Origin of the sequence: Melittangium boletus DSM 14713 (genome assembly GCF_002305855.1) — a bacterium.
GTDB lineage: Bacteria > Myxococcota > Myxococcia > Myxococcales > Myxococcaceae > Cystobacter > Cystobacter boletus.
The window spans coordinates 375,120-395,128 of sequence record NZ_CP022163.1 but is presented as its reverse complement, the minus strand read 5'-3'; the positions used below and the strand labels follow the sequence as shown (position 1 = coordinate 395,128).

Genomic DNA, 20,009 nt, shown 5'->3' with positions numbered 1-20,009 from the left:
ACGCAGGTCCCGATTCCATGACGGAGTCGGGGCTTTTCCGCCAGGTGGGGTGCTGAGCCATCCCCTCATATTGGACCGAAAACTTCCCGGAAAACAGGTTGTGCGCCGAGCAATTCGGTGAACCGAGCCATCAGGGGCAGGAGCGTGTCCTCGGGCATCATGGGGATGGCCTGGTAATACTCACATCCCTGCCGGAAGAGGGAGTAGGTGCGCGTCTTCACGGTGTTGGCTTTGAGGTAGCGCTCCATCCCCAAGCTTTCCCCCGCCGCGCCCAACAAGGTCAACAGACTACAGGCCAGCGCGCTCACCAGCAGCAGCCTGTTTCTCCTCTCCGTCGAGCGCACCTTCACCCAGGACAGTCCCATTCCGAAGCGCAAGTCCTTCATGTCCCGGAACGTCTCCTCCGTCCGGAAGCGCTTGGAATAGAGCCCTACCACGAAGGCCGCCGTGGCTTCTTTCAAGCGCGTCGCCAGACACCAGGCCTCCTTCATTCCCTTCTTCACGCACACCACCGCGGGCACGGGGGTGTTGTCCTGGGTGACTCGCGCTCCCGTCATGCGCACCGCACGGCCCGACTCGGGCACCCATTCTCCCGCGCTCCTCTTCTCGCCTGTCTCCGCCGTGACTTGAATGCACTGGCGGAAGCGCACCACGTCGTCGAACTTCGACTGCTCGAGCAAGGCATAGAACTTCTGGTCCCCAAATCCCCGGTCCGCCAGCACGATGACCCGCACCGTCTCGGGCACGACTTCCCGCAGCCGGTTGAGAGCTCGTTTCATAAATGGACCAAGGTGCGCAGGAGATATGACCTGCTCTGCCAGATTGTTTCGGCAATGAACCTTAGAAGTCAGGGACTTCTCCCCCACCAGAGGAGTGGCCATCTTCGTTGGGATGAGACGGGAACTGGTTCCAGACGGCTTGTGGTCACGAGTCGTACCTCTATTGACCCGGCACCGCGAACTGGGTGGAAGAGGACGTCCTGAGCGCGACGACGTAACAGCTCGCCGGAGCCCGTCGTGACGAGAGAGGCGGGAGCGTGAGACGTCCAGGGAAGAAACCTGGAGGTGCACGTGGAGAAGGAGTTGGAGCAGTTCCGGCAGGAGGCGCAGAGACTGAGAGCGGGACGAGCCAAGGGCTCGGGCCCCTTCCCCGAGCCGATGAGAGCGTTCGCGGTGCGCTACCTGGCGCAGGCGTTGGAGAAGGGAGAGACGCTCAAGTCGGTGGTGGAGAGGCTGGGGGTGTCGGAGCCGACGCTGCAGGCGTGGAGGCGGGGGCAGACGCCTGGGAGCAAGGCGAGAGGGAGTGAGCCGAGGCTCGCGGGGCTGGTGCCGGTGGTGGTGAACGAGGAGAAGGTGCCCGCGAGGCCGCGAGAGGGCACTACCTTGGCGGTGGTGTCGCCGCGGGGCTGGAGGGTGGAAGGGCTGGGGGTGGAGGAGGCGGTGGAGGTGCTGCGGAGGGTGGCGTGCTGACACTCACGCGGGCGGTGCGGGTGTACGCCAGTGCGGTGCCGGTGGACATGCGCAAGGGGTTTGATGGATTGAGCGCGCTGGTGGAGCAGCAGCTGGGAGGACAGCTGCTCAAGGGCGACGTGTTCCTCTTCGTGGGGCGGTGTCGCCAGCGGGCCAAGGTGCTCTACTTCGACGGCACGGGGCTGGTGCTGCTCACCAAGCGTCTCTTCAAGGGACGCTTCGCGCGGCCGTGGGCCCAGGCCGGAGCGGTGAGCGTGGAGCTGACGGTGGCGGAGCTGTCCTTGTTTCTGGAGGGGGGCGAGCTGGCGGGGAGCCAGCCTTCGAGGAGAAAGAGCTTGCGGTGGTGCCCACTGTGTAGCACTACCGCGAAGGTATGGTTCCCCTCGGGCAGGTGAAGGACCTGGAGACGGCGAAGCAGATGGCGGCGCTGCTCGAGGCGGAGAACGCGCGACTGCACCAGCGTCTGGAGGCGCTGGTGCAAGAGAATGCGCGGCTCAAGGGGGAGGATGCCCAGGCGCGGCTGCAACTGGAGCTCACCCAGCTCCAGGAGCAGCTGGCGCGCATGCAGCAGCGCCTCTTCGGAGCCTCCAGCGAGAAGCGCCCGAGTGCGCAGCAAGTGGCGCCCGCCGCGCGCGAGCGGCCCCAGCGGGGACATGGGCCGCGAGCCCAGCCGGAGCTGCCCGTGCAAGAGGTGCTGCTGCCGCTGGACGAAGCGGACAAGGTGTGCGGCCTGTGCGGCGGCGCCCTCGCGGAGTGGCGGGGGCAGACGGAGGACAGCGAGGAGGTGAGCGTGGTGGAGCGCCACTTCGTCCTCAAGCGCTACCGCAGACAGAAGTACCGCTGCCCGGAGGGGTGCGCACCCGTCACCGCACCCACCGCGCCGCGCCTCATTCCGGGCGGCCGCTACGCGGTGGATTTCGCCGTGCACGTGGCCTTGCAGAAGTATGCCTTTCACCTGCCGCTGGCGCGCCAGGAGCGCATGTACCGGCGCGAGGGCCTGGTGGTGGACACCCAGACGCTACTGCACCTGCTCAACGCCCTGGCCCGCCACCTCCAGCCCAGCTACGAGGCACTGCTCACCGTCGTCTTCGCTTCCCCCCTCATCCACGCGGATGAGACGCACTGGCACCTGCTGGACAAGGGCCCGGGGAAGAAGTGGTACGCATGGACGGTGGCCAGTCCCCGTGCGGTGCACCACCGCATTCTCCCCAGCCGCTCCGGGGCCACGGCCCGGCAGGTGCTGGGCAACTACCAGGGCGTCGCCATGGTGGACGGCTACGCCGCCTACCAGACGGCGACGAAACCGGGGGCCGACGGGCCGGCCTCCTGTAGCCTGGTGTTTTGTTGGGCCCACGTGCGGCGCAAATTCGTGGAGGCCGAGCAGGTGGCCCCCGCGTGCGCCCAGGTGCTGTCTCTCATTGGCCAGTTGTATGCCATTGAGGCCGGCCTGCCCGACCCGCATGCGCTGGAGGGAGCACAACAGACCGCGGCGCTCGCGTACCGTCTGCTGGTGCGGCGGGAGCAGTCCGTCCCGCTGGTGGCGGCCATTCGAGAGTGGGCACTGGCTCAGCGCGCGCTGCCGGGCAGCGGCCTGCGCAAGGCGCTCGAGTACATGCTGGCGCTGTGGAGCGGGCTCACCGTCTTCCTCTCCAACCCCTGGGTGCCCTTGGACAACAACCTGGTGGAGCGCCAGCTGCGCGACCTGGTGCTGGGCCGCAAGAATCACTACGGCTCCAAGTCGCTGCGCGGTACCGAGGTGGCGGCCCTCTTCTACTCGCTGATTGAGACGGCCCGCCTCGGCGGTGAGGACCCGGGGCGCTACCTGCTGCGCGCCGCGCTCGTCGCCATTGAGAACCCCGGCACCGTCACGCTCCCCTCCAGCTCCGACTGAACACGCCTTCGCGCCTCGTCTTGAGACCCGGGCGTGCTCGCCCTGTCCAGACGGGGCACGGCGAGCTGTTACGCGACGACCGTGCTTGCTTCAGGGGCATCGTCTTCGTGCTCAAGACGGGGCTGGCTTGGCGCGACCTGCCTGGTGAAGTCTTCGGCTGCAGTGGGGTGACGTGTTGGAGAAGACTGCGAGAGTGGGCAAAAGCAGGAGTGTTCGAGGAATTACACCACCGGTTGCTCAACGAACTGGGCCGCCAGGGGAAACTCGACTGGAGCCGCGCAGCGTTCGACTCAAGCAGCGTGCGAGCCCAAAAAAGGGGGCACGCACAGGTCCGAATCCGACGGACAGAGGGAGAGCAGGGAGCACGCATCATGTAGTTGTGGACCGGCGAGGACTGCCGCTGGCGGCCTTGCTGTCGGCAGCCAACGTGCACGACAAGCGTGAGGCACTCCCACTGTTGGATGCCGTCCCCCCCGTTCAAGGTCCTCGCGGACGACCCAGGAGGCGTCCCGAGAAGGGACATGGCGACAAAGGGTATGACTACGCCGATGTGCGCCAGGGCATGAGCAAGCGCCATGTCATCCCCCGCATCGCCCGCAAAGAAGTCGAGTCCAAAGAACATCTGGGACGATATCGATGGGTGGCTGAGAGGACTTTTGCTTTGCTGCATCAGAAAAAACGCCTGCGCGTGCGAGAGGAACGCGGTGACGAGATGCACCTGGCCCTGCTTCAACTCGGCTGCTGCTTGCTGCTCTATCAGGAATTAGAGCGGCAGACCTGAGCATGCACTGCTGAGGCACGTCATATGATGTGCCTCAACAGGTCCATTTATGAAACGAACTCTTACAGAGCCCTGCGGGACCTACTGTTAGCCAGAGAGGATCGCGATCAGCTACTCCCGCGGGTGTTTATCACGTACCATTTTTTAAGGGACTGGTTCGGTAGGGGGAATCGAGCATTTGACGTGGCACTGGAGGCTGGCCTTGTTCCCGCACTCCGCCGGTGGCCCATTCGAGAGACCTTGTTTCCGGAGTTTGACTGGGAGCAAGATGAGGTTGGTGTCTGATACGCGTATCGTGACGTAACACCGTGATCGGGCTGGAGTCTTTTGAGTCTCAGCTCCTGCTCGTGCCGTCTTACGGAATGCGCGCCACGCTTCGCCGCAGGTCCAGGGCGGATTTGAGCGGCCGCCGAGGCTGGTTCAAGCGCGAACGCCCCTCTTGGTGTAGCAGTACTGGCCGTGCTGCTGGGCGTGGAGTCACGCACGCTGCCGAGTCACTTCTCCACTCCGTATGGGGAGGTGAAGCTCGTCACCGTTAAGGCGCTGCTGCCCTCGAAGCTGGTGTACCTGCTGGAGCACGGAGCGGAGGGCCAAGTCGAGCTGGCGCGGCGCTTCGTGGAGAGCGGCGAGGAGCACCTGTCGCGTCTCAGAAGGAAGCCCGTGGCGTAGCACGGAGCGGCGGTCGCTCCGGGCTGTGGTGGTGCTGCGCGCCGCTTGAGGCCAAAAAATGCCGGGGGCTCGTGTGTCAGACTCCTGCGGCTGGAGCCCGGGAAGAAGTTCCCCGGGTACTCGCTGATGCCCACCTGGCGCCTGTGGTTATGAACCCGCTCCCGCCCGGCTAGAACAGGACCGGAATCCGGTTGAACCCACGCAGGCTGGCGACGCTGCCCCACCGCATCTCCTCGGCGGGGACCGCCAGCCGCAGCTTCGGGAAGCGCTGGAACAGGGTCTCGAAGGCGAGCTGCCCCTCGAGCCGGGCCAGCGGCGCCCCGATGCAGACGTGGATTCCCTTGCCGAAGGCGATGTTCCGGTGCGCGTCGGGCCGCGTGATGTCGAACACGTCCGGATGGGCGAACCGCGCCGGATCCCGGTTGGCCGAGGCGAGCCCCAACGACAGGTTCTCCCCCTTGGGAATGTGCGTTCCTCCCAGCTCCATCTCCTCCCGGGCGATGCGCGGCGTGCTGATGTAGTCGACCGGTCCGCAGTAGCGCAGCGTCTCCTCGACGAGCCCCTTGGCCAGGCCGGCGGGGTCCGCCAGGAAGCGGGCGTGCTGCTCGGGGTGGCTCAGGAGCGCGACGACGCCGTTGCCTATCAGGTTCACGGTCGTCACATGCCCGGCGAAGAACAGGATGAATACCATCGACACCATCTCCTGGTGGCTGAGGGTGTCCCCGTCCTCCTGGACATGGAGCATCTGGCTGATCATGTCCTCGGTCGGCTCGCGCCGCTTCCGCTCGAATAGCCCGTCCAGGTACTGGCCGAACGCCCGCATGCTGGTCCGAATCCGCTCATCCCGCATGGCGTCCTGGCCCTCGGCGCGCAGGAGGGTCTCCGCCCAGCCATGAACCCGCTCTCTGTCCTCCACCGGGATGCCGAGCAGGTCGCTGATGACCGTGACGGGCATTGGGTAGGCCAAGGCCTCGATCAGGTCCATCCGGCGCTCCGACACGGCCTCGCCGCGCTCGACCGCTTTACGCTCGGCGGTGTCGAGCAGGTCGTTGACGAGCCGCTGGATGCGCGGCCGGAGCAGCTCCATGGCGCGAGCGGTGAAGTTGGGCTGCACCAGCTTGCGCAGCCGCGTGTGATCCGGCGGATCGAGCAGCAGGATGCTGTGCGCGAGGGGCCGGATCTCCTCGGGCATGTTCGCCTCCAGCCGCGCCCGCTGCTCCGGTGTCATCACCGAGCGGAGGTCGGAGGAGTAGCGCTCATCGAGGAGCACGGACACCGCCTCGTCGTACCGGGTCACGAAGAGCCGGTCGCCTCCGGTCCCCTTGCCGGGCTCGCGAGCCTGGGACGCCTCCGGATTGGCCCTTTCCGAGATGCCACGGCCAAAGGGGCAGCGCACCACGGGTCCCACGGCCCGCAGCTCGTCATAGATGGCGTGGGCCTTTGCGATGAACTCGGAGTTCTCCCTGTCCAGGACCGCGGAGTCCCAGGTGGGCGCCTCCCGGAGGGCACTCGCGGGGCAGGTACCGTCCTGGTTCCGCTCGGGGGTTTTCGCAGTCATGGTGTCCTCCGCGGGTTGTGTCGCTTCTTCTGCCCGCCGCTCGTCGGCGGCACGCGTTTGCGCTGGGTGGAGCGCACCTCCTCGTCCTCCGGACCTCCGTCGGGGGGCGAGGGGGTGCGTTGCTCCAGCGCGCCGAGCGCACGCTCCACGAGGTTCAGCGCGCGGCCCAGTTCCTTCAACTCCGCCGGGGAGGCGCTCGCGAACTGGGCGGCCAGCTCACGGGTCAGTGCCTGCCGGACCCGCAGGCTCACCGCCAATCCAGCCTCCGTCGGCACCATGCGCAGCCGCCGCCGGTCGTCGGGCTCGGCCTCGCGTCGCACGTAGCCCTGCCGCTCCAGGCGGTCGAGCAGTCCCGTGATGACGGCCGGCGTGACCAGCAGCCGCCGCGCCAGGATCCCGGGAGAGGAGACTCCCTGCCGGATGGCGTAGAGCACGGTGAGCTGGCGCAGACTCAACTCGCCGCCCAGCTGGTTCGCCTGCACGCTCGTGGCGGCCCAGCGGTGGAGGCGGGACATCAGCAACAGTGCGTGCTCGGCGTGATCGATGGGGAGAGCGCTCCGTGTCATCGCTTCCTACCCGTTCGCGGGGGCGCACAGCCGCGCGCGCAGAGTGGCCACGGGGGTCTCCCAGTGGTTCTCGAACCAGAAGTCGAGGAACAGCGGGGACGCGCGGCCACGACGGAACGCGGTCCACAGCCGCCGCAGGTACTCGGACCGTCCGACGCCAGACTGCGGATCCTTGAGCAGTTTCATCGTGCTGTTCATCAGGACGAGCGCCGAGGTCCGGATCCCCAGGTTGCCCAGGACGTACGCCTGCAGCTCCATCTCGCCCACCACGTCCGTGGCGTAGCCCGTCAGCACATGCAACAGATCATGTGTCTCGCGGTAGCGCTTGGAGAGGAAGTGGATGTCGTTCTTGAGCTCGAGCGTCGTCTCGAAGGGCGAGATCTTGTTGTCGTGGTAGTAGCGCGCGAATTCATGGCCGAGCGTGCCCTCCGGCAGTCGCTCGAGCGCGGCCAGATCCAGTTCCTTGCCCTCCAAGGACGGGCGATGGGACAGCATGCGGCGTCCCTCCTCGGTGCGCTGGAACCGCTGGACGAGCGAGGTGTAGACGTTGACGTTCAGGCTCATGTTGAACGTCTGGCCGCAGGTGGGATTCGTTGGGTCGTTCTTGAGCACCTCCAGGCACTGGCTCGCCACGCGCAGGCGGGTGAACAGGGAGGCGTTGTCGGGCAGGGACAGGGTCTGGGAAGCGCTCATAGGGGCCGGCTCACAGGATGGGGGATGGGGGTGGGCTCCGCACGGACAAGCTTGTCCCATCCATTTACGAGAGAAATGGTATGCAAGGTAAACCATTTGGTCAACGTGTACCCATCGGTGCGTAGCGGAGGGACGAAAGGTGACTCTTGCCGACGGCGTCGACGGAGGCCGGCGCTCCACCTTCGGGGCCCGCGCCGCCGACCGCGAAAAGCCGCCGAGTGGGACGACTCGGGGCCTTTCTCCGGTCCACTCGCGCGAGGCGCTACGCCTTGTCCGGAGTCGAGGCGCGGGCGGGCTTCTCCGCCTGCGAGCGCCAGATGAACGAGTACACGTCCATCAGGTCTCGTGGGCGGTGTCCGGCGTCGAGGAGCCGCTGCTGGGTGGCGAGCGCGACCTCACGGAAGCGGACATAGGCCGCACCCGTCACGGGCTGCGACTTGTTGGCGGAGAGTCCAACCAACGGAGCCTGGGCCTCGAAAGCCGTGGGCTTCACGCAGACGTGCTCGGTGGGGTGGTACATGGCGGACAGCAGCGTCGCCAGGGGCCAGGTCACCTTCTTCGCTTTTCCCTCGGCGTCGGTGATGTTCAAGGTGTCGACGAAGCGCTCGAAGCGCCCGTTGTAGTCGCCCGTCCCGTGTAGCAGCGCCTTGACCGCCGCCACGAACGGGGCGTGGTCCTCGACCTTCATGGCCCCCAATGCGATGGCGCCTTCCATGGGGTGCACGATGTTCGTGAACTGGATCAGCTTCTTCACGGCCGCGAACAACTCCTCGTCGCTGGCGGTCTCGAAACGCTCGGGAGACAGTTGCTCGTGGGCGAACGTGATCGCCGCGGTCTTGTACCCGTTCTTCCCCTTGCGATCCGAGCGGCCCCGCTCCTCGTCGATGAACCGCTCTCCCTCGAAGCCACCGGCGAAGAACGTCTCGAACCAGCGGACCTGGTCCTCGCACGTGGCGTAGAGCGGCGCGGGCAGCGCGGACTTCTTGCCCTTCTTCGTGCTCTTGGCCGTGGCCGCCTTCAGCGGACGCCCGCGCAGTTTGGCGTCGAGCGCACGCGCGTCATCCGTACTCAGGTCCGCGGGCTTGAGGCCCTTGATGAGCAGCTTGTTGAAGACGCGCCGTCCTCCTTGTTCGAAGAGCAGCACCCACTTGCCGTCTCGATCCTCCAGGACGATTCCGGCGCCCCACTCGGGTTGATTCTCCAGCACGAATACAGCGGGACCTTTGGGATTGCTCAAGTGACCTCTGGAGCCGGTCGCCGCATGCTCGCGGAAACGATGGCCGGGACCCAACCTGACAGGGGTCACCCCGCCAGTCGACCCAATTGACTCCATGCGTCCTGAACATGGTTGGCAGTGGACGTGGCGGCCTCGGAATGTGCTCGGCCACTCTCACGCTGGGCGTTTGATCACCAGCGGCCACAGTTTCGCGAGCGCGGTGCGCAGCTCGGTCGCGTTCGGATAGCGGTCCTCGGGCCGCTTCTGCATCAGTTTGAGCACGATGCTTTCGAAGGGCTCTGGCAGGTCCGGACACAGGGTTCGCGGAGGAATGGGCGCCTCCTGCACGTGCAGGAACATCAACGGCACGGGCTGGGCGTGACGGAAGGGGAGTTGCCCGGTGAACAGCTCGTACGCCACCACACCCAGGGCGTACAGGTCCGTGGCGGGGGACACGGGGGGCGTGCCCATCACCTGCTCGGGTGCCATGTACTCCGGCGTGCCCAGCGTCGCGCCCTGGGCGGTCATGCCCATGACATGCGTGCTCTTGGCGAGGCCGAAGTCCATCAGCTTCAACACCCCGGTGTGGGTGATGAAGAGGTTGCCGGGCTTCACGTCCCGATGCAGTACCCCGTGCCCGTGCGCGTGCTCCAGCGCCACGGCGGCGTGGGTCAGCCAGCGCAGGGCATTGGCGAGCGTGGGGCGCCGCTCCTGCATGATCTGCCGCAGATCCTTGCCTTCCAGCAACTCCACGGTCAGGTAGTGCCGCTCGCCATCCCACCCCACGTCGAAGACGTGCAGGATGTTGACGTGCTCCAGCGCTCGCGCGTGTTGCACCTCCTGGCGGAAGCGCGTCACCAGGGCATCGTCCGCGTGCGGCACCGCCAGGACCTTGAGCGCCACGCGCCGGTGCTTCGACAGATCCAGGGCCTGGTACACGGTGGAGGTGCCTCCCGCGCCCAGCCACTTCTCCACCCGGTAGCGGTCCGCCACCACCTGTCCCGGCACGAGTCCCCGGCTCGCGGACACGGACGGGGGCGTCACCGCGCCCTGGATCAGCGTGCCTTTCGGGGACACCAGCGGCGTCACCGGCCGGAGGGTCACATCCAGCTCGGGGTGCCCCTCGTCGGACGGAGCCCGCTGGGCGGGCCCTTCCGCGCGCAAGTAGGTCACGCCTCCGGCTTCGTCATCCGTTGAGTGCACCTCGTTCTCCTCCGCCACTGGGGGGCTTCGTGGGGCTCAGGTTTCCAGGAGGGACACGGGGGCCGGAGCGCCAGCGCCCTCGATGTCCAGGTGCGGGGTGGGGAGGTTGTACTCGGCGGCGGCGGTCGTGGCCTCCACCATGATGGGACCGGAGATCTCCGGCGGCTCGCCCTGGCAGAGCAGGTCCACCACGTGCTCCAGCGTCCACTTGCCCATCCGGTTCACCACCAGGCGCTGGCCCTTGAACTGGGCCGTGTCCGCCAGTTGCTCGCTCGCGGTGAGCTTGGCCTCCACGGAGTCTCCCAGGTAGCCGCGCGCCAGCGTCAGCACCCGGTCCACCACCGTGTTCCAGGCCTGCAGGTGCGTGCGGTCCTGCGCCTCGTCGATGATGTCCAGGCCGACTTGCAGCCGCTCCATGCGATCGAGGAACTGCTGCACGAGTGCCCCGCGGATGACGCGCCCGTGCTGCGGGGCGATCATCTCCACGGCGGGCGTGAGCTGGCGGATGGCCGCCACCGCGCGCACCAGCGCCGAGTTCACCGGCATGTAGATTTGATGGAAGGCGCGGATGCCCGTCCAATCGGACTCTTCCGCCCACAGCCCCTGGGCCTTGGAGTCCGTGAGGCCGCCGAAGAGGTCTCCGGTGAAGAGCACGCGTGTCTGCGGATCGTAGAGCATCACCGCGCCCCGGAAGTGGCAGAAGGGCGAGGGGACCGGCAACAGCTTGTGCCCGGTGGGCACGCTCAGCCCCTGAGTGAACTTCTCGGTGGGGATGAAGCGGTTGCGCGGCAGGTTGAAGTGGACGATGAGCCGCCAGGTGTCCTCGGAGCACAGGATGCTCGCGCGGGGTGCGTAGCGCGCGGAGATGATGCTCGCCGAGGAGCCCACGTCCGGGTCCTGGTGATTGACGAACAACGCCGACAACCGGTCCATCCCGCCGATGAGCGACACCACCTTGGTGTGGATGGTGGAGAAGTCGCTGCTCGAGCCCGGATCGATGAGGAGGTTGAACTCGGAGGGCTTCTGCGTTCGCGCGTCCGTGCCACGGAAGCGCCGCAGGTACGGATTGGCGTAGAAGATGCCGCCGGACTCACGCTTGCCCACCCAGAAGGTCTCGGGGGCGATTTCCACCGCTACACGGTTGAGGTCGGGATGGGCGCTCGGTCCGGGGGCTCCGCTGCTGCTCATGGCGTGGCTTTCCTTCACGCAAGGGGGGGATCAACCAACCCCCTGAGCCTAGCAGTCCATGCTCTACCCCGGGCTTCTTCTGCGCAGGGCGGGTGGGCGAAGGGTCATGAGTCCCACTTCTCGCTGCCCCTCCACCCTGGAGCGATTACCGGGGACGCGAGGCCATCAGGGCCGTGCGCACCTTCTCGCGCAGGGCCTGCTTGCGCTGCTTGAACTGCTGCTTCTGCTCGGGGTTGAGCTGGCAGCCTCCTGCCTGGCGCTGCGCCCGCATCTCCTCGCGCAGCTGCTGGGCCTCGGCGAGGAACTGATCGGCCTGCGCCTGGGTGAGGCGGCCGTCCTCGACGGCGCGGTGGAGCCGGCGCTCCATGCCCTTGTGCTTGCGGTGGTGCTTGCCGCCGTGGCCGTCGTACGGGGCCTGGGTGTTGGACGGCGTCTCCGGGGCGGCGAACACGGGCACGGCGAACAGCATCGAGGCAACGGCGGCGGACAGGGCGATCTTCGTGCGCATGGAACGGTCTCCTGGTTGAGAGCGCCGGGAGTGCGTCCCCGGCGTCTTCTGTCCTTGAAAACCCCCGAGCGGAAGAGAGGTTAAATCCGGCCCGGCGCCTCGTAGAGGTACACCGGGGTGCGATACAGGTCCCCGGCCACGAGCGTCCGCGAGGGTGTCCATCCGCGCAGCGCGAAGGTGTGACTGAGGATGCGCGTGCCGGGGGCGAGTTCGTCCGCCAGCTTGGGTGCCAGCCGGCTCATGGCTCCGGGAAACAGGTAGCAGACGACGGCCGACGCGCCCGAGAAGGACGCGCGGAAGAAGTCCTCGCGCACGAAGCGCAGGTTGGGCCGGGGCGCGAGGCGTTGGCGCAGCCGGCAGAAAGCGTAGGGGAGGGGGGACAGCTCGAAGGCCAGCACCTGGGCTCGGGGGCAGTGGTCCGCCAGGGCGAAGGCCAACGTCCCCCAGCCCGCGCCCAGTTCGAGGATCGGGCCCTCCAGGTCCGGAGGCACGAGCGACAGCAGCAGGTGGCGCACCTTCGCCGAGCTGGGCATGGGGGAGATGCCGGTGTGCAACGTATGAAAGACGATGGAGAGCATCGCCCCCAGCAGGAGGACGACCAGGAGCAGGAAGAGGAGGGTGCCCGCCGCGCTCACGCCGGTGCATGCTACCCGTCCGAGCCCGGAGGAGGGGTCACATGTCGAAGTCGGAGGTGGAACTGCTTCAGGGGACCCTGGACGTCCTCATCCTCAAGGCCTTGAGCCTGGGCCCGCGGCATGGCGCGGCCCTGGTGCGTTGGCTCGAGCAGGTGACGGATGGGCAGTTGGTGGTGGAGGAGGGATCGCTCTACCCGGCGTTGCACCGCATGCAGGAGAAGGCATGGATCTCCTCCGAGTGGGGCTACTCGGAGACCCACCGCCGCTCCCGCTTCTATTCGCTCACCGACGAGGGGCGACGGCAGCTCCTCGAACAGATGGATGCGTGGGTGCGCACCGTGCGGATGGTCACGCGCGTGTTCTCGGCCCAGGCGCCCGGAAATCCTCCCCGGTAGGTCGCCGGCTCACTGCGCGTCGCGCGCCTCGTGGGCCGTGGCGGGCAGGCGGATGGTGAAGGTGCTGCCCTTGCCGGGCTCGCTCTGCACGTCGATGCGGCCCTGATGGCGCGTGATGATGCCGTAGCTGACGGACAGCCCCAGGCCCGTGCCCTGTCCCCGGGGCTTGGTGGTGAAGAAGGGCGTGAACAGCTTGGTGAGCGTCTCCTGCGTCATCCCCTTGCCCGTGTCGGCGATCTCCACCACCACCTCGCCCCCCTCCTGCCGCGTGCGGATGCGGATCTCCCCCCGCGTCTCGATGGCCTGGGCCGCGTTGACGAGCAGGTTGGTGAACACCTGGGCGATCTGCGTGGGGTGACAGCTCACGAGCGGCAGCGGACCGAAGTCGCGCTTCACCTCGCACTTGTACTTGAGTTCGTTCCACACGATTTTCAGCGTGGAGGCCAGCTCCTCGTTCACGTCCACGAGCTGAGGCTCGCCGGTGTCCTCACGCGCGAACGAGCGCAGGCTCTGGACGATCTCCTTGATGCGGCGGGTGCCCCCGAGCGATTCCTCGATGAGCTGGGGCGTGTCTCCGAGCAGGTAGTCCACGTCCTCCTGCCGCCAGAGTTCCCGCATGCGCTCAAGGAGCTCCGGGGAGGGCTCGCCGGACCCCTCGCTCGTCAACTCGCGCAGCATCTCCATCAAGGGCATGAGCGCGGAGACGTACTGGTCGAGCGTCCCCAGGTTGCTCATCACGTAGCTGACCGGGTTGTTGATCTCATGCGCGACGCCCGCGGCCATCTGTCCGAGCGACGCCATCTTCTCGCTCTGGACGAGCTGGGCCTGCTGCTCCTCGAGGTCCAGCGTGGCGCGCAGCAGCTTCTCGCTGCGGATGCGGACCAGCTCCTCCAGGCTGTCGCGGTGGCGCCGCAGCTCTTCCTCCTGCTGGAGGAGGCGGAACTCCGTGAGCTTGCGCTCGGTGATGTTGCGCACGATGGCGATGACCTCGTCGGGCGAGGTCCTCATGCTGCGCAGCTCGTAGTACTGGGGGCCCTGCGTCATCACCATCATGTATTCGACGACTTCCACCGTCCCATCGCGGATGGCCTTCTCCACGTGCTGGACCAGATTGTCGATCATCTTGGGGGGCATCGGCAGCTGGCGGAGGTTGGAGCCGATGATGTCCTGCCTCGGGAGGGCGAGCTCCACCTGGTTCTTGTCGTAGTGATCCAGGTAGGTGCCATCCGCGCCGATGCGGAAGACCAGGTCGGGCAGGACGTCCACCAGGTTCTGCAGGCGTTGCTTGCTGAGCTTGTGGAGGGTGATGTCCACGTTGGTGCCCACCACGCGCAGCGGGCGCCCCTGGGCATCGCGTGCCACCACCTTGGCGCGTGTCAGTATCCACAGCCACCGTCCATCCCGGTGGCGCACGCGCTGTTCCAGCTCGATCAGGGGGATGCGGCCCTCCATGTGATCGAACGACACTTGATCGCTGTGGGCCACGTCCTCGGGGTGGCGCAGCTCCAGCCAGGCCTGAAGGCCACCCTGCAACTCCCCCTCGCCGTAGCCCAACATGCCGAGCCAGCGCGGGTTGGCGAAGATCTCTCCGGTGCGCAGATCCACGTCCCAGGCGCCATCCTGGATGTTGTCCATCACCAGGCGCAGGCGCTCCGCGCTCTGGTGCTGCTGCTGGCGCATCTCCTGCTCGGCCTGGAGGCGCCGTTGCTCGTTGCGCCACCCCCACAGGAAGCTGCCGCACGCGAGCACGACGGGCTGGAGGAACTCGATGAACCCGGCGTCGTATCCGTCGGGACGGCCGGCGAGCCCCAGTGCGCCCACCCGGGTCCCCTCGATCTCCAGGGGCAGTCCCAGCAGGGGGCGCCGGGTGCCGGGATTCGCTGTCTGCGCGGGCGCCCCCGTGGCGCAGACGGTCTCCAGCAGTGCCCGCATGTCGCGAGCCGCCGGGCAGGTGCCCTCGCGGGGAATGGGTGCTTCCCACGTGGGTTCCAGCTCGTCGGAGGGCAGACCGACGACGCGCCGGAAGGAAGGGGTTCTCCCGGTGGGATGGAGGTACTCGACCAGGAGGACGGAATCACTGCCCGTCAACGTCTGGAGTTCGGTCAGCAGCCGCTCCATGGCCCGCGAGGAGTCCGCGCCACGGATGATGTCCGATTGCACCTCGGTCAGCACGCGCAGCAATCGCGGGCTGGCGCGCGAGACGTCCCCGGTGGCGTCCTGGTTGTCCCGGGACAGACCAGACCGATCCCGGGAACCCGGAGCGGGATCTTGGGAGAGGGGCATGGAGCGGAACCTTGGAGTACTCAGGGGGGGAAGGCCACCGATGAGGAGAAATCTACCCGAGAAAATCGTGGAAGGACATCCCCCAGGAGCCCTCCTGCCGGGTCAGGTGAGCAGGGAGTAGACGACGTGGAGCAGGGCGGCGAGCACGAGGCACACGGCGAGGCCTCCCACGGCCATCACGAGTCCCGGATGCGATTCCACCCTGCGCAGGGTTTCATGCAGTCCGCGTTTGACGAACGTCCGCGAGCAGCGCACGTGGATGCGCCCGTCCATGAGGCCGCGCAGCTCCTTCATCATGTCCTCGGCGGACTGATAGCGCTCGGCGGGATCCTTGGAGAAGCCCTTGTTCAGGAGCCAGGCGTATTCCGAGGGGACGGGGGCCTGATGCGGGTTGTTCACATGCAGGAACACCCGGGGCTTCTCCCGCTGCACGCCCTCGAGCACCTCGGCCAGGGATTCGCGCCCCGCCAGGTAGTGCCGCAAGAACAGGAACTCGTGGAACAGCACGGTCACGCTGTAGAGGTCACTGCGCTCATCGAGCGTGGCGTGCTCTCCCCGGGCCTGCTCGGGGGACATGTAGAGGGGCGTGCCCACGACGGAGCCCATCTGGGTGCGCAGGGAAGCCGCGTCACGCAGGCTCACCGGGGCCGGGGACGTGGGGGCTTCTGCTTCCGCGGACGGCGCGTGGATGCGCCGGGCCAGGCCCCAGTCCATCACGGTGACCTCTCCATAGGGCCCCACCATGATGTTGGCGGGCTTGAGGTCGCGGTGGATGAAGCCCTTGCGGTGCGCGTACGCCAGCGCGTTGAGCACCCCGAGGAAGATCTGGATCCGCACGGGGTGGGTGAAGCGCGCGTGCGCGGCGGCGTCTCCCCGCTGGAGCTTCTCGATGATGGACTCGAGCGTCTCTCCTTGCAGGTGCTTCATCAGGAAGTAGTAGCGGCCCGACGCGTCGACGCCGACATCATGGACCGGGACGATGTTCGGATGGTCGAGTTGTCCGACGGTGCGGATCTCCTCCACGAAGCGCAGCACCTGATCGAGGCCGGGCGACTCCGGTAGCCGCTTGAGCGCGACCAGCCGCTCGATGTCGTGGTCCTTGAGCAGCACCACCTCGCCCATGCCACCCTGGCCCAGGGCCCGGACCTCCTCGAATCGCTCGCGCTCGAAGGGAATGACGTTGGGTTGTTCCCCCGCCCACTCCACCCGAGGAAGCACCGTGGTGCGGCGCGCGGCGGACGCGGACGCGGACGCGTTCACCTGCGGCGATGACACGGCCCCGTTCCCGCTTCGGGACGCGGGCGAGATCAGGGTGGCATCCATGGGAATATTCGGAGCGTATTGAAGCGTGTCCGTCATGAGCCCCTGAATAACAGAAGCTTTCCCCCCGCGCCCGGCTGCCTGCCGTGAAGGCCGCTCGCCCAGCGGGCTAGTAGGTCGAGACTTCCATGGAGCGGCCCGCCTCGAAGCTCGGCTCCTTCTGCAACTGCTCCAGCACGAGCGAGGTACACATCATCGTGACCAGGGGCACGCTGCCCGCGGCGCTGACCCACTTCACCGCGTCCATCAATTGATGGCTCCGCAGATAGCTCAGCACGGAGTCGCGGAAGCGTTGTCCCTCGGCACAGGCCGCCGCGTGGAGCGCGGCCCGGTCTCGCTGGGGCGGGAGACAAGCAACCGCGGGCTCTTCCCGGGGCATGACGATGGTCTCAATCCACATGCGCGCGCGCCTCCCGACTCAGGGACAATGCCAGCGTCGGCAGATTATCTCCGTGAGGCCGGAAGAGTTGTCTCTTTGATGCTTTTTTTCTTCCGCCATGTGGTTTTCCCTGGGGGCATGTCGGCCGAGGTGGGGCTCAGGGCTCATTCGCCACGGGGAGCCGGAGCGTGAAGGTGCTGCCCTGGCCGTATTGGCTCCGCACCTCGATGCGGCCCATGTGGCGGGCGATGATGTCGGCGCTGATGGACAGGCCCAACCCCGCGCCCTTGCCGGGCGGTTTGGTGGTGAAGAACGGGGTGAAGATCTTGTCGAGCACGTCCGGCGTCATGCCCTGGCCGGAGTCGGTGATGCGCACCAGCACCTCGTCCCCCTCGAGCACCGTGGAGACCTGGATGGTGCCGTGATCCGACAGGGCCTGGACGGCGTTGAGCAGCAGGTGGGTGAAGACCTGGTTGAGCTGGGCGGGGCGGCCGAGGATCGGTGGCACCTGGCCGTACTCGCACCGCACCTCGCAGCGGTACTTGAGCTGGTTCCACACCACCTTGAGCGTGGTGGCCAGCTCCTTGTTCACGTCCACCAGCTCCATCTGGCCCGAGTCCTCGCGGACGAAGGACTTGAGGCTCTGCACGGTGTCCGCCACGCGGTGGGCGCCCTCGCGGGAGTCCTGGAGCAGGTCCTTCACGTCGCCCAGCAGGTAGTCCAGGTCTTCCTCTTGCTGGTAGGCCTGGATGCGCGAGAGCAGCTCGGCCGCGGGGCCCTCGGGGGGCGGGGTCAGGGCGCTCGCGAACTCACGGTAGCGCGCGATCAGCTCGGAGAAGACCGCGAGGTACTGGGTGAGCGTGACCAGGTTGCTCGTGATGTAGCCCAGGGGGTTGTTGATTTCATGGGCGATGCCGGCCACGAGCTGTCCGAGAGACGCCATCCGCTCGGCGTGGAGCAGCTGGGCCTGCCGCTCCTCCAGCGCCACGGTGGTGACGAGCAGCGTCTCCGTGCGCTGCTGGACCAGTTCCTCCATCTGGGCGCGGTGCGCCTGGAGCTCCTCTTCCTGCCGCCGCAACACCTTCTCGGTCTCGCGCCGTTCGCGCGCGCCGCGCTCGCTCAGCAGGAGGCTGCTACAGGTGTCCAGGACGGGTTGCAGCAGTCCGATGAGCTCGGGCGTGTACTCATCCTGGGGGTTGGCGATGCCCACCACGCCCACCAACTCCTCGCCCGCCTTGCAGGGCATGCCCAGGAAGGCCTGGGGGAAGGGGAGACCTGGCACGAGCCCCTTGCTGTCCCGAGCGGGCTGCCCATGCGTCTGGGTGATGATGGGCGCCGCGGAGGCGAGCAGCGAGCCGAGGGGCGCCGAGAGCTCGCGCGAGTCCAGGTCATCCAGTTGGACCCCCCCGGGAGACTCCCGGGGCGTCTCCCTCCAGGCGATGTGGGCGAGGGCGTGGGGCCGCAGCGTCGTCGCTCCCTCGGGCGTGCGGAGCACCTCTCCGATGACTCCGTACTCGCTCTGGGTCAGGTCGAGCAGCACGCCGAGCAATCCGTCGAACACGGAGCGCAGGTCACCCTTCCGGGCGAAGTCCAACTGGGCCGAGCTCAGTGCCAGGAGGAGACGGTTGCTGAAGTCGAGCGCCCGCTGCGCGGCGAGCGTGCGCGCGCGGGGACGACCCTGGGCGGATTCTGGTCGGTGACCCGAGACGGCCTTGCTCATCGTTCTCCCATGCTAACGCGTCCGGCGGGCCATCTCCGGCTCATCGTATGGCTCTGTCATAAGTACCTTGACGCACATGGGGAAAATCCACCGCCACCGGATTCATCCCATGGGGTGAGCGCACCTCGATGGCTCACCAAGACACCTGGTGTGGGGGTCGACCCACGCGGGGCATGCTCGGCCGGAGGGAGCTGACATGGCTACGCAACCGCCCGGGGGCTTCACGCGATGATATGGAGATTCGGATCATCTCCCTTGGGGGAGATCCCTTCTGGAGGAGCCATGTCCCGCATCAATGGGTTGCCCGGTCCCCGTCTCCCCACGGTGGCGCCATCCTCGACGCGAGGGGTCTCGAGCACGAGCTTCCTGTCGCGCGTGCAGGCGAATGCCAGCGGAGTCGTGAGCCTGCCCCCGTCCGCTCCGGCGTCCGGGGTGTCGGGCCGGGCGGTCATCTCCTCGGCCATCGCCTCCGCCCGGCAGGAGGCGGCCGCCCAGGCACCGGCGGCATCCTCCGCCCCACCGGACGCGGCTCAGCAGCAGAAGCAAGCCGTGGAGGAGATGTCGCGCTCCTTCTTGATGGGCACCATGCAGTCCATCTTCCAGGGCATTGGCGAGGCCGGGCCCAAGGCGCCCCAGGACGACTGAGGCGCCCACCCGGGGCCGATGGCCTCAGAACTTGGGGATGCGCAGCGTCTTGCTGATCATGGCGCTGCCGCTCGCCAGGTACATCACCACGAGGGGGTGGAACTGGTAGCCGCCCAGGTTCCACACGCCCAGGGGCAGGTCGTCTCCGGTGCGGCCCTTCCAGAAGAAGAAGGCGAGCACCATCACCAGCGCCAGGCTGGTGGGGATGGGCGTGCCCTCGAAGTACTTCACCTTGCCCGAGCCGTCCGAGAGGCTGGCGGCGGTGACGTTGAATCGCGCCAGGCGGCTGATGCCGCAGCCCACGAAGTAGAGCAGCACCAGCACGTCCAGCTCCCCACGCATCCCCATGGCGAAGGCGAGCGCCGCGGGGGCCATTCCAAAGGAGATGACGTCCGCCAGCGAGTCCAGATCCGCCCCCAGGGGCGAGGACTGGAAGCGCCAGCGGGCGATGCGCCCGTCCAGTGCGTCGAGGATGAAGGCCAGGGGCATCAGCCCGAAGGCGATCCACAGCCAATGGGGCTGCCGGGTGGCCAGGTACTGCATCTGCGCCAGGATGGCTCCCGCGCCGGAGAAGGCGTTGCCCAGCGTGACGAAGTCCGCGGGCGTGAAGGTGCGGATCATCGAGAAGTGGCGCGGCTCACGTCTCTGTGGCGACTCCGTCGGCATGCATTCCCTCCGCGGCCCCAATGGGGGGCGTGGAGTCGCCAGACTTAGCGCATCCCAAGGCATTCGCCCTGGTTTTTCCCTCGCGCACCGGGGTGTTTTCCTCCTCCGGTGGGGCCTCTTTCCTCGATGGGAATTGGACATTGACCCGGGTTGGAAGGGAGGGGGATCGGGCGTGGACGTTGCCCGCCCCTGGGTGGGTGCCTAGTTTCGCAACGTGATGCCGC

21 protein-coding genes are annotated in these 20,009 nt (G+C 67.3%); 7 read left to right on the top strand and 14 right to left on the bottom strand.

Annotated elements, in window-relative coordinates; all coding sequences use genetic code 11:
- Nucleotides 1-65: 65 nt before the first annotated feature.
- Nucleotides 66-779, bottom strand: coding sequence for a transposase (locus MEBOL_RS01675; RefSeq protein WP_157774706.1), 714 nt, complete (start codon nt 777-779; stop codon nt 66-68).
- Nucleotides 780-1,070: 291 nt separating this feature from the next.
- Between MEBOL_RS01675 and MEBOL_RS01670 the strand changes: the two genes are divergently transcribed.
- The 5 genes from MEBOL_RS01670 to MEBOL_RS01640 all read left to right on the top strand — a co-directional run bounded on the left by MEBOL_RS01670 (nt 1,071) and on the right by MEBOL_RS01640 (nt 4,810).
- The gene (locus MEBOL_RS01670; protein ID WP_095975769.1) at nt 1,071-1,469 is read left to right on the top strand and encodes a transposase; all 399 of its coding nucleotides are present in this window, start codon (nt 1,071-1,073) and stop codon (nt 1,467-1,469) included.
- Entirely contained in the window at nt 1,463-1,864 is a 402-nt protein-coding gene (tnpB, locus tag MEBOL_RS01665; protein WP_218920862.1) for an IS66 family insertion sequence element accessory protein TnpB, read from the top strand. Before MEBOL_RS01670 ends, tnpB begins: the two co-directional genes overlap by 7 nt.
- Entirely contained in the window at nt 1,843-3,360 is a 1,518-nt protein-coding gene (tnpC, locus tag MEBOL_RS01660; RefSeq protein ID WP_095975768.1) for an IS66 family transposase, read from the top strand. Before tnpB ends, tnpC begins: the two co-directional genes overlap by 22 nt.
- Nucleotides 3,357-4,141, top strand: a protein-coding gene (locus tag MEBOL_RS42485; RefSeq protein WP_425437635.1) for an IS5 family transposase whose coding sequence is annotated in 2 segments (ribosomal slippage) — nt 3,357-3,681 and nt 3,681-4,141 — 786 coding nt in all. Because the reading frame shifts where the segments join, the coding sequence is not laid out codon by codon here. Before tnpC ends, MEBOL_RS42485 begins: the two co-directional genes overlap by 4 nt.
- A 459-nt stretch (nt 4,142-4,600) precedes the next feature.
- Complete coding sequence (locus MEBOL_RS01640; protein WP_095975765.1) at nt 4,601-4,810, top strand: hypothetical protein; 210 nt, start codon at nt 4,601-4,603, stop codon at nt 4,808-4,810.
- A 169-nt stretch (nt 4,811-4,979) separates the two neighbouring features.
- Here the strand turns inward: MEBOL_RS01640 and MEBOL_RS01635 are convergent, their stop codons facing one another.
- The 8 genes from MEBOL_RS01635 to MEBOL_RS01600 all read right to left on the bottom strand — a co-directional run bounded on the left by MEBOL_RS01635 (nt 4,980) and on the right by MEBOL_RS01600 (nt 12,377).
- On the bottom strand, nt 4,980-6,368 hold the full coding sequence (locus MEBOL_RS01635) for a cytochrome P450 family protein (protein ID WP_095975764.1): 1,389 nt from the start codon (nt 6,366-6,368) through the stop codon (nt 4,980-4,982).
- Nucleotides 6,365-6,934, bottom strand: a complete 570-nt coding sequence (locus MEBOL_RS01630; protein ID WP_245919367.1) for a MarR family winged helix-turn-helix transcriptional regulator — start codon at nt 6,932-6,934, stop codon at nt 6,365-6,367. Before MEBOL_RS01630 ends, MEBOL_RS01635 begins: the two co-directional genes overlap by 4 nt.
- Before the next feature lie 6 nt (nt 6,935-6,940).
- Entirely contained in the window at nt 6,941-7,627 is a 687-nt protein-coding gene (locus tag MEBOL_RS01625) for a Coq4 family protein (RefSeq protein ID WP_095975763.1), read from the bottom strand.
- 262 nt (nt 7,628-7,889) lie between these two features.
- On the bottom strand, nt 7,890-8,864 hold the full coding sequence (locus MEBOL_RS01620) for a hypothetical protein (RefSeq protein WP_157774703.1): 975 nt from the start codon (nt 8,862-8,864) through the stop codon (nt 7,890-7,892).
- 153 nt (nt 8,865-9,017) lie between these two features.
- Entirely contained in the window at nt 9,018-10,046 is a 1,029-nt protein-coding gene (locus tag MEBOL_RS01615) for a serine/threonine-protein kinase (RefSeq protein ID WP_095982513.1), read from the bottom strand.
- A 36-nt stretch (nt 10,047-10,082) separates the two neighbouring features.
- Nucleotides 10,083-11,234, bottom strand: a complete 1,152-nt coding sequence (locus MEBOL_RS01610) for an oxygen-binding di-iron domain-containing protein (protein WP_095975761.1) — start codon at nt 11,232-11,234, stop codon at nt 10,083-10,085.
- 145 nt (nt 11,235-11,379) lie between these two features.
- Entirely contained in the window at nt 11,380-11,742 is a 363-nt protein-coding gene (locus tag MEBOL_RS01605; RefSeq protein WP_095975760.1) for a hypothetical protein, read from the bottom strand.
- A gap of 80 nt (nt 11,743-11,822) precedes the next feature.
- The gene (locus MEBOL_RS01600; protein ID WP_245919365.1) at nt 11,823-12,377 is read right to left on the bottom strand and encodes a class I SAM-dependent methyltransferase; all 555 of its coding nucleotides are present in this window, start codon (nt 12,375-12,377) and stop codon (nt 11,823-11,825) included.
- A gap of 41 nt (nt 12,378-12,418) precedes the next feature.
- Between MEBOL_RS01600 and MEBOL_RS01595 the strand changes: the two genes are divergently transcribed.
- Nucleotides 12,419-12,772, top strand: coding sequence for a PadR family transcriptional regulator (locus MEBOL_RS01595; protein WP_095975759.1), 354 nt, complete (start codon nt 12,419-12,421; stop codon nt 12,770-12,772).
- Nucleotides 12,773-12,781: 9 nt separating this feature from the next.
- Here MEBOL_RS01595 and MEBOL_RS01590 read toward each other — a convergent pair whose 3' ends face one another.
- The 4 genes from MEBOL_RS01590 to MEBOL_RS01575 all read right to left on the bottom strand — a co-directional run bounded on the left by MEBOL_RS01590 (nt 12,782) and on the right by MEBOL_RS01575 (nt 18,474).
- Nucleotides 12,782-15,055, bottom strand: coding sequence for a PAS domain-containing sensor histidine kinase (locus MEBOL_RS01590; RefSeq protein WP_245919363.1), 2,274 nt, complete (start codon nt 15,053-15,055; stop codon nt 12,782-12,784).
- 102 nt (nt 15,056-15,157) lie between these two features.
- A complete protein-coding gene (locus MEBOL_RS01585; protein ID WP_245919361.1) occupies nt 15,158-16,330 on the bottom strand; it encodes a serine/threonine-protein kinase in 1,173 nt (390 codons plus the stop codon).
- Nucleotides 16,331-16,484: 154 nt separating this feature from the next.
- On the bottom strand, nt 16,485-16,775 hold the full coding sequence (locus tag MEBOL_RS01580; RefSeq protein WP_095975757.1) for a hypothetical protein: 291 nt from the start codon (nt 16,773-16,775) through the stop codon (nt 16,485-16,487).
- A gap of 136 nt (nt 16,776-16,911) precedes the next feature.
- A complete protein-coding gene (locus tag MEBOL_RS01575; RefSeq protein WP_095975756.1) occupies nt 16,912-18,474 on the bottom strand; it encodes a sensor histidine kinase in 1,563 nt (520 codons plus the stop codon).
- Between the two features lie 282 nt (nt 18,475-18,756).
- On the opposite strand from MEBOL_RS01575, the gene MEBOL_RS01570 reads away from it, so the two are divergent.
- Complete coding sequence (locus MEBOL_RS01570; RefSeq protein WP_095975755.1) at nt 18,757-19,119, top strand: hypothetical protein; 363 nt, start codon at nt 18,757-18,759, stop codon at nt 19,117-19,119.
- 24 nt (nt 19,120-19,143) lie between these two features.
- On the opposite strand, the gene MEBOL_RS01565 is transcribed toward MEBOL_RS01570, so the two are convergent.
- A complete protein-coding gene (locus tag MEBOL_RS01565; protein ID WP_095975754.1) occupies nt 19,144-19,785 on the bottom strand; it encodes a CDP-alcohol phosphatidyltransferase family protein in 642 nt (213 codons plus the stop codon).
- Nucleotides 19,786-20,009 lie beyond the last annotated feature (224 nt).

Coding starts and splice junctions, on each gene's coding strand:
- MEBOL_RS01675 (WP_157774706.1), bottom strand. CDS start 779: ATGAAACGAGCTCTCAACCGGCTGCGGGAAGTCGTGCCCGAGACGGTG.
- tnpC (WP_095975768.1), top strand. CDS start 1,843: ATGGTTCCCCTCGGGCAGGTGAAGGACCTGGAGACGGCGAAGCAGATG.
- MEBOL_RS01635 (WP_095975764.1), bottom strand. CDS start 6,368: ATGACTGCGAAAACCCCCGAGCGGAACCAGGACGGTACCTGCCCCGCG.
- MEBOL_RS01630 (WP_245919367.1), bottom strand. CDS start 6,934: ATGACACGGAGCGCTCTCCCCATCGATCACGCCGAGCACGCACTGTTG.
- MEBOL_RS01625 (WP_095975763.1), bottom strand. CDS start 7,627: ATGAGCGCTTCCCAGACCCTGTCCCTGCCCGACAACGCCTCCCTGTTC.
- MEBOL_RS01610 (WP_095975761.1), bottom strand. CDS start 11,234: ATGAGCAGCAGCGGAGCCCCCGGACCGAGCGCCCATCCCGACCTCAAC.
- MEBOL_RS01605 (WP_095975760.1), bottom strand. CDS start 11,742: ATGCGCACGAAGATCGCCCTGTCCGCCGCCGTTGCCTCGATGCTGTTC.
- MEBOL_RS01595 (WP_095975759.1), top strand. CDS start 12,419: ATGTCGAAGTCGGAGGTGGAACTGCTTCAGGGGACCCTGGACGTCCTC.
- MEBOL_RS01590 (WP_245919363.1), bottom strand. CDS start 15,055: ATGCCCCTCTCCCAAGATCCCGCTCCGGGTTCCCGGGATCGGTCTGGT.
- MEBOL_RS01580 (WP_095975757.1), bottom strand. CDS start 16,775: ATGTGGATTGAGACCATCGTCATGCCCCGGGAAGAGCCCGCGGTTGCT.
- MEBOL_RS01575 (WP_095975756.1), bottom strand. CDS start 18,474: ATGAGCAAGGCCGTCTCGGGTCACCGACCAGAATCCGCCCAGGGTCGT.
- MEBOL_RS01570 (WP_095975755.1), top strand. CDS start 18,757: ATGTCCCGCATCAATGGGTTGCCCGGTCCCCGTCTCCCCACGGTGGCG.
- MEBOL_RS01565 (WP_095975754.1), bottom strand. CDS start 19,785: ATGCCGACGGAGTCGCCACAGAGACGTGAGCCGCGCCACTTCTCGATG.